Annotated in this window: 7 protein-coding genes; all 7 read right to left on the bottom strand. The window is 33.1% G+C overall.

From position 1 onward, the window contains the following. Positions 1–538, bottom strand: a 538-nt coding sequence (locus tag A9G35_RS06515) for a contractile injection system protein, VgrG/Pvc8 family (RefSeq protein ID WP_255305979.1), incomplete at its 3' end; no start/stop codon positions are given. Positions 539–1,305: 767 nt separating this feature from the next. After that, on the bottom strand, positions 1,306–1,512 hold the full coding sequence (locus tag A9G35_RS06510; protein WP_081300140.1) for a transposase: 207 nt from the start codon (positions 1,510–1,512) through the stop codon (positions 1,306–1,308). Beyond that, positions 1,505–2,158 (bottom strand): hypothetical protein, encoded by a 654-nt coding sequence (locus A9G35_RS06505; RefSeq protein WP_065636172.1) that lies wholly within the window; start codon positions 2,156–2,158, stop codon positions 1,505–1,507. The genes A9G35_RS06510 and A9G35_RS06505 overlap by 8 nt, the downstream gene beginning before the upstream one ends. 41 nt (positions 2,159–2,199) lie before the next feature. Next, positions 2,200–3,069, bottom strand: a complete 870-nt coding sequence (locus A9G35_RS06500; RefSeq protein WP_081300139.1) for a glycoside hydrolase family 19 protein — start codon at positions 3,067–3,069, stop codon at positions 2,200–2,202. Then, positions 3,008–3,775 carry a hypothetical protein gene (locus A9G35_RS06495; RefSeq protein ID WP_065636170.1) on the bottom strand — a complete coding sequence of 256 codons (768 nt, stop codon included), beginning with the start codon at positions 3,773–3,775 and terminating at the stop codon, positions 3,008–3,010. Before A9G35_RS06495 ends, A9G35_RS06500 begins: the two co-directional genes overlap by 62 nt. A gap of 136 nt (positions 3,776–3,911) precedes the next feature. Continuing rightward, the gene (locus A9G35_RS06490) at positions 3,912–5,066 is read right to left on the bottom strand and encodes a hypothetical protein (protein WP_065636169.1); all 1,155 of its coding nucleotides are present in this window, start codon (positions 5,064–5,066) and stop codon (positions 3,912–3,914) included. A gap of 599 nt (positions 5,067–5,665) precedes the next feature. Next, positions 5,666–5,878: a hypothetical protein gene (locus tag A9G35_RS13195; RefSeq protein ID WP_141673763.1), complete on the bottom strand. Its 213-nt coding sequence runs from the start codon at positions 5,876–5,878 to the stop codon at positions 5,666–5,668. Positions 5,879–6,087 lie beyond the last annotated feature (209 nt).

Genomic DNA, 6,087 nt, shown 5'->3' with positions numbered 1-6,087 from the left:
ACGGGTAGGTGTCTTTTAATTCCAAGCGGTAATCAATGCCGGTAAAACCATGGCTGCGCAGTATCGATTCCACTACACTTACCACGCTTTGGTTTTGAAAAATGGCACACTGTTTTTTCATGGCTAACAACGCTAAGCGGGATGATAAAACAACTTGATAATGCGCTTGCTCTTTACTGACCGATAGCTGACTAAATGCGGTAACCACCCCATGAAGTATGCGCCCGTCACTGATAGCCGGTAAGCCACCTAGTGAGCGTATTGCTTCTGTTAATGGCTGGTTTAAAAAGGGATTAAATGAGAAAGTGGCGTTTTGGTTAAGCAGTGAATCAATGGCAAGGGCTTTATCGGGACTGGTAAATTCAAGGGTATAATGCCACGGCTGGTTAAGCCGCTCATCGCCTTTAACCTGTAACACCGACACCGGCGAACTTAGCCCCTCAACGGTTAAGGTATAGCGATTATGGCTCAGTTTTTTTAAATGACCCAATATCCCGTCATCAAGCTGCTCTAAAAGACGCTCTAACGCACTTGCCATGTTTTTTCCTTTCCTTATTTATTGATTTAATTAGAACAAAAGGGAATACCTTTGGTTTGTTTTTATGATTTAAATGGTTAATATTATTGCTTTTAGTTATCTAATATAGTTATCTAATATAGTTATCTAATATCGCTTAGCTACCAAATATCGTTATTTGATTGATGATCTAAATAAGTTAAACAGCACAAAGTATAGCGCATTTTAGAGCAACATTTAACTCATTTTTAACGATGTGTTGTTTAATATTAATAATTCAAGTTAGTTTAGTCGCGTTGTTTTGGCGGTGAAATGGTGGTTAAAAAAGCAATAATAATAACGTTACCCTTGTTTATTTATGCATGATTTTTTTAGGATTTTTTACATAAACGTAGTACACTCCTGAAAGTTTTTGACAAAAATGGAGGATTTGTTTGTTTTCTTGATAGCGTAAAAAAACTGAAACATTGACCTTACGGTGTTGTTGGCACTTTTTACTTTTTTAGTTAAATCAATTTGTTATGAATTTAAAACAGTATAGACTCCTGAATATTTTTTACAAAATAACCGACAAAATAAACCAATAATGGCCCTACTGATTTTGTCTATTCAATTTACACTGATAATAAGCGTAATGTCTTGATAATCCTAAATATTGATATGGCTTTGTTATGCTATAACGATGTCGATTTTTTTTTAGGATAGCGATTTTCGTCCTATTATCAGTGCTGCTTGCTTTAGAATATCGTTTTCCATACGGAGTTGTTTAAGCTCTTTGCGCAACGCGATTAGCTCTTGTTCTTGTGGACTGCGATTATTTTTGTTTTAAATGAGCTGCTTTGGCTTGCTTGCGTTATCCAACGGTCCAATGCTGATGGTGTCAAATCATATCCTGCAACGATTTCACTACGTGATTTACCATGTTGATAAAGACTGACCATTTGCTGTTTAAAATCATCTGTGAATGTTCGTCTTTTGCGTTTAATCTTATTCATATTTTTTCTTTTTTAGTTGTGATAAGTTTACCTTACCCCTTAAAAAAGTTGTATGAATTAGTGTAGCCGATCCAATATCTTCATATCCCATTGACAGTAATTTAGTATAAAACTTATCTTTCCAAACTGGATCTATATTTGTTTTTAACAAATTATTAGCTAAAAACAAAATAAAATAATCTGTATATGAAAGGGTAGCTTTGTTAATAAAAGAATCTTGTTTTTTTGATAAAATAGTTTCAATAAATTTATCAGTATTATCATCAATATTTTCAATCGAATAATCAGTAACCTGTCCAAGGGAAAAATCTAAGTATATTTCTCCTATTTTAATTAACTTTTTATTTTTACTTGTTAAATAAGTTATTTTAGCAGGGCTTTGCATACCTCCAAATTTATCAAAAATGGATATAATTCCCAAGTCTGAAATCTCAATTGAAGGATTCATCCCTCCTATATAAATATAATTATTTACATTTCCATCTATGTCCAAGTTCAAATCAATTTGCGAAATTATACCTTCTTCAGGTTTATTGAAACGGCAATATGTATATTTACCATTGAATTTATCGCCATTGATAAATTGCCCTTTAAGATCATTTGATTTGGTTTCACTACATATTTGAGCATATAAAGGAAAATTCAAATAAAATAAAATAAAATAATAAAAATAATTTTTTTTTCATGTTAATTTTCCCTTTGTAATGTTGTATAGAAATCTTTCAAAGCTGTTTCAACTTCTTTTACTTTATTTTTGTTATTTTCATACCATTTACTATTAACCATTGCGCTTGTATCAAAAGAATAGTTATCAAACTTAATATCGTGATATAAAAGACAGTTCTTAATATTAAACTTATCGTATAAAGTGATAAGTGCCTTATTTCTTTCTACAACATGGTTATATCCACCATTTACAGCCATGGTAACTTTAAGAAAGTCATTATTTGCTGCAATGCTATTAATATTTCCCCACGCACTTCCATTTATCCAATACCAAAATGCAGATTTTATTGTAAAATCTAAAGTAGAACATACTATATCCGGGTTATCTTTAAGTGTGTTGTTATTAATATATTTACCGAAAGATTCATAATTATAGTTGTGGGTAATTTGAATAAGTCCTCTACCATGATAATTTGCGCCTCCTTTATAATTGTTCCAATGAGAAGGCGTTGAACCATCCCTATTTTTATATTCTTCTGCTGTTCTAAAAAAATCACTTTCACATAATATCTGCGATATAAAATGCGCTTTCTGAAGGCAGCTAGTAACATTGTGTTGAGTAAAATACTTATTCAATTTTAAAAGAAACGTACTTAATGATGTATTTTTCAAATCGTTATTCATTTTATAAAATAATCCGTTACGTAAAATATCATTAGGCATTATTGATTTAAATTGATCTTCAGTTATATGCTTATTACACACACAACTTTCAAAATTAAAAATATTCATCGCCACCGGATGAACAAACCACGCCTTGCCATCAGCGCTAAGCGTGGCCGGTGGGGTGGTATCTGCTGGGGGGGGTTGTGGTATTGGTTGCCTCGCCATTTTCTGGGGGCGTGTCGTTTTGTTGGTTTAACTTCGATAAGCCTTTAGCCACATCATCCCACCATAACATCTTTTTTATCTTCTCTTTGGTCTTTTCCCAAGCTGTTACTTGTTTTTCTAATGCTTCCATTTTGGCATAAGATTCAAACTGTTCTTTAGTCAGCTTTTTCGAGGGTGATTCTTTATAATCTGCAGGAAAACGGTTTATTTCTCGTCTTAATGTTTCAAACCCTTTCGCTTCAGGCGAGTCCTTTGCTTTACCGACACTACTTAAATATGCCTCGAATTTTGCTTCATCACCCGTTTGTAAATAACCTAATAGATTTTTAGCATTTTCCGTCATTTCGCTGTTTAATTCTTCCCATTCCGGCAGTTTTCCCTCTGCATCAACTTTACTGTACCATTCACTTTTGTAATTGACTAGTAAGCGGCTTAATGCCGAATACAATATCGGTTTATTTACAATACCTTGAAAACACGTTTCTTTTATTGTTGGTTTATATCCTGATAATGAGTGATTGTCTTTATTGCGTTTTAAGGATTTGTCTGCATCAAGGTAGATGTCTTTTAATGTGCCCGTCTCTTTTATTTGTGTAAAATCAAACCAATCCCAACAACAGACCCGCTTAGCACCTTCGCCATTCACTAACACCCAACCTTCGTTCAGTCGGTTTTTATCATCAAGTACATCGACTTTTAACCACAAGTTACCTTGTGCATCTATTGCTTGATTGTAAAGGATGGCTTGATTGTAAAGGATGATTAGTCCACGCCGCTGTACTCTGTGCTAAAGATAACTCATCATTACATTAACTCCATTAGATATAACACTTAAAAACAAATTAAGGCTTAGGATGAAAGTCATCAATTTGATCTCGCCAGCGATTATAATTCCAATCAATAATCTTGTTTTTTAACTCAGACAGATAATCTTGGGCGGCTTGTTGTTGTGCTGGATTAAGAATTTTTTCTAAACGAGTTTGAATTTCCTTGTTATATTCCCAAACTGGGGGAAGTTGCTCAGAATCCCACGCTAAATTGTTACCTTGTTCCTCGATTTTTTGTTTTGCATAATCACTTAATAGTGACCACGCATAGGCTTTAACAATATCATGCTCACGGCCTAATCCATATAAATAGGCTTCAGTAACCCGTAATATACCAATAATCGAGCTATGCTCCGCCATTAACTGCGCATAATCAATCGAGAGTTTTAAATCTTCTGATTTTAAGGATTTGCGATATTCGGTTAATTTATTAATCTTTTTATAATGTTCATCTTTATAATGGTCGCCTTGTTGAAATAACATTTGGGCTATCAATTTTTCGTAGCAATGATAGCCTCCTTCAATGGCATCATTGAGATATTCAATACTTTTTTCTAATTGTTCATCTTTGCATAGTTTCGCTATTCCTCTTTCATCAAATCCACAAGGAGCATAATAAATACTCTTACGATAAGCAAAATAGGGATATTTTAAATCGGCAAACTTATCCCATAAATAACCTTTCATTTCAATACTTCTAAACACTTTAGGTTCAACTAGTGGGTTACCGGCATTATCTACTAACTGATCGCGATATTTACGTATAAACTCGGTAAATGACATCATTCCCTCTTCTTTTTCATCATCATCGTATAGCTCTTGAAAAGTAAGAAGGTCATAATAATAAGGCATTGCATTTTTATCCCATTGCCAAGCATGCTTAATAAACTTTACTAAGCTATCAGGATCAATTACTCCATAGAATACTTGATCGTCAAATGCAGATCGATATAGCTTTTTAGCTTCGTCTATGCGTAATAATTCATTTTCAGGAATAGTTGAAGGATAAATTGTATAGTCCATAATTATAGTTTCCGGTTGAACAAGGTTATCATCTAAATTTAATAAATGATCAAAATAAAAATACACAATACCGATAATTGCACAAAGACCAATAACTAAAATTTTAAATTTTTTCTTTATCGATATTATTTTTTTTAGGTAATTCATTAAATATACTCCAAATCATTTTGATTAAAGACATCAATTTCCACAATACGTGGTTCTAAGGTGCCATTATTAAATACTCGGTATGGGAGAGTCTGGTTTTTATCAGCAAGTTTTTCATTTCTTGATAGATTGGATATAACTTGGGTAAAGTTGAATTTACTATGGGTAAATTTAAATTACTACACGCAAAAATATCAACTACATAAAAGAGTAGCATTAATAAAATATATTTAGATATTTTTATCATTAGTAATTAACCTCCAATTTATCTAATTTATAATAATAAAATAAATCTCTCGCAGGAAAAAATGCTTGAAATTGAATTATATAAGCTGTTGGAATTTTATCATAAATATGAGTTATCCTCGCCAAAATATTAGACAGTGCCCGCCTCTACTACACTTTCTATCCAATCGGTACCGTTACCTTTTTCTCGGGATTTGCTTTGGCTGGCACAGGCAGAAATGGTAAATCCGTTTTTCTCTACCAAAGTTATAGCCCACGCCCATCGAGCCACTGCTGTTTTTTATTTCATCTTTGTTTTTATCGTATTTTCTTGTCCAATGATGTTAACATCATGGTTTGCTTTGAGCATTGCATCATGACCGCATATTGATATCGCCACTCTCTTTTTCACCATTGCCTGTCGCAATAATGCTGAGGTTATGCCACACTGAGACGCCACTATTGCGTCGATATTGACGTTTTCGTCTTGAAACAAGAAATACTAAAAAAACGCCAAAAAAACTTAAATAGTAAGTAAATAGCGTGTTTTTTATTTTTTTAAATGGAATTAATAAGATATGACACAATGCGCAATGCAACAAGTAGGCTTTATTTTCTACAATAGTGCATAAAAACAATAATACCTAAACCAGTATGAGCTTTAGCTCCATCATCTCTCATATAACCAAAAGCACCATTCCACTTATTAGGATTGTGGTTTGAACTATAACCGTTCGTTGTGGGTATTCTAAAGGCTCATGCCAAAGTTTTGTTGTTTCAACATTAAAATAATCCA

This window comes from Gilliamella sp. Choc5-1 (genome assembly GCF_001690595.1).
In the GTDB taxonomy this organism is placed as follows: Bacteria; Pseudomonadota; Gammaproteobacteria; order Enterobacterales; family Orbaceae; genus Gilliamella; species Gilliamella apicola_M.
Note: the sequence above shows the minus strand (reverse complement) of the source record. Positions and strands in the feature narration are given on the sequence as shown.